The sequence below is a fragment of the Saccharopolyspora sp. NPDC002686 genome, from assembly GCF_040295745.1.
Classification (GTDB): Bacteria; Actinomycetota; Actinomycetes; order Mycobacteriales; family Pseudonocardiaceae; genus Saccharopolyspora; species Saccharopolyspora oryzae.
This window is the reverse complement of the sequence record NZ_JBEOVY010000614.1, coordinates 1-2,027: the sequence shown is the minus strand read 5'-3', so window position 1 is coordinate 2,027 and position 2,027 is coordinate 1. Positions and strand designations below refer to the sequence as shown.

General features: G+C 69.1%; 2 protein-coding genes. One reads left to right on the top strand and one right to left on the bottom strand.

Annotated features, from left to right (window positions below; genetic code table 11):
* Positions 1-79: 79 nt before the first annotated feature.
* On the bottom strand, positions 80-904 hold the full coding sequence (mshB, locus tag ABTZ89_RS38265; protein ID WP_351054291.1) for an N-acetyl-1-D-myo-inositol-2-amino-2-deoxy-alpha-D-glucopyranoside deacetylase: 825 nt from the start codon (positions 902-904) through the stop codon (positions 80-82).
* 160 nt (positions 905-1,064) lie between these two features.
* On the opposite strand from mshB, the gene ABTZ89_RS38260 reads away from it, so the two are divergent.
* Positions 1,065-1,979: an endonuclease/exonuclease/phosphatase family protein gene (locus tag ABTZ89_RS38260; RefSeq protein WP_351054288.1), complete on the top strand. Its 915-nt coding sequence runs from the start codon at positions 1,065-1,067 to the stop codon at positions 1,977-1,979.
* The last annotated feature ends 48 nt before the right edge of the window (positions 1,980-2,027 follow it).

Genomic DNA, 2,027 nt, shown 5'->3' with positions numbered 1-2,027 from the left:
GTAGATCTTCCGCAATTGCATTGGATATCAGAGGTCCGATTTCCATTGAAATTGCGGGAACACGGGCCCGGACGAACCGTCAGGAGAGGCCGGCGAAGAGGTCCGGCTCCCAGTTGTTGGGGCCGACGCCGGGGCCCCGGTCGCCCCGGACCAGGAGGTAGTGCTCCAGGGCGAACTCCGGGCGCAGGACCAGCTGGGCGAAGAACTCGCCGTCGTCGAGGTCGACCTGGCTGCGGTAGTGGCGCAGCGCGGCGATCTTGGCCGAGTGGAAGTCGCGGCCGTCGACCATCGCGGTCAGCTCCTCGTCCGGCACCGTGTACGGCTCGAAGCCCTCGACGCCCGCTTCCTCGACCCGCTTGAGGATCGAGCGCGGCAGCGTCGTCCAGTACACCTTCGGCACCTCCCACGGTTCGCCGAGTTCCGGGGCGTAGTCCGGGTCGGCGGCCGGGTCGAGGGAGGTCATGACGGCGCGGTGCGCGGCGATGTGGTCCGGGTGCCCGTAACCGCCGTGCTCGTCGTAGGTGACCACCACGTGCGGCCGCTCGGCGCGCAGGATCTCGACCATGGCGCGGGTGACCTGGGCCGGATCCGCCGCGGCGAACGCACCGGACGCGGTGTTGCCGTCCTCACCGGCCATCCCGCTGTCCCGGAAGCGGCCCGGGCCGCCGAGCCAGTGGTGCCGGACCTCGCCGAACTCGGCCAGCGCCGCGCTGATCTCACCGCGCCGGTACTCCCCCAGCGCGTCGGGGTTCCCGCGCAGGTGCGCGAGGTCGTCGGCGATGACCTCGCCGAGTTCGCCGCTGGTGCAGGTCACCAGCGAAACCGAGGCGCCTTCCGCGCAGTAGCGGGCCATGGTGGCGCCGGTGGCGGTGGCCTCGTCATCGGGATGGGCGTGCACCAGCAGAAGACGACGATCGTTCATATCTACCGAGCCTAGCCACCCCCACCGACAGCCGGCTCGAAACGTCCGGGCAATCGGGAAATTCGGACGATGTTCGCTCTCCGGTCAACGAAAACCCCACCGCCCCGCGTGAAGATCTTCAGGCGCAGACGAAGGAGGCGTTGTGTCAGGAGTTTCCCGACGAGGTGTGCTCGGACTGGCCGGAGCCGCTGCGGTCGCCGGTGCGTTCGGCACCGGTCAGGCGGCGGCCGCACCGGCGGGCGGGGCGCTGATCGGCCCGGCCGAAGGCCAGCAGCTGCACGTGATGACCTTCAACATCCGCACCGACACGAAGGCCGCTCCGCCGGACCCGGATTCGTGGCGCATCCGCCGCCCGATCCTCGCCGAGCTGATCGGCATCGAGCAGCCCACCGTGCTGGGCGTGCAGGAAGCGATGTTCAACCAGGTCAAGGACGTCCTGCAGGACGTCCCGCCGTTCTACGACTGGATCGGGCTGGGGCGCGAGGGCGGTGGCCGCGGCGAGTTCATGTCGATCTACTACGACGCCCGCCGCCTGGAACCGCTGGACTACGACCACTTCTGGCTCTCCGACACCCCGTCGGTGATCGGCTCGAAGTCGTGGGGCAACAACGTGATCCGGATGGTCACCTGGGTGCGCTTCCACGACCGCCGCAGCGGTCGCGAGTTCACCCACGTCAACACCCACTTCGACCACCAGTCGGAGCCGTCCCGCCAGCGCAGCGCGCAGCTGGTGGGCGAGCGCATCGCCGGGTTCGACGCCGGGCTGCCGGTGGTGCTCACCGGCGACTTCAACACAGCGGCGGGCAGCTCGGAGTCCTACCGGATCCTCACCGGCGGCGGCCTGGCCGACACCTGGACGACCGCGGACCGGCAGCTCACCCCGGCCTGGGGCACCTTCGCCGGGTACAAGGATCCGGTCGAGGGCAAGGACCGCATCGACTGGATCCTGCACAACGACAAGGTCTCGGTGCGTCGAGCGGCGATCAACGACTTCCGCCGCGACGGCTACTTCCCCTCCGATCACCTCCCGGTCCAGGCCCTGGTCGACCTCACCTGATGCCCCGTGAGCACTTTCTGGTGCTATAGCAACAGAAAGTGCTCACGG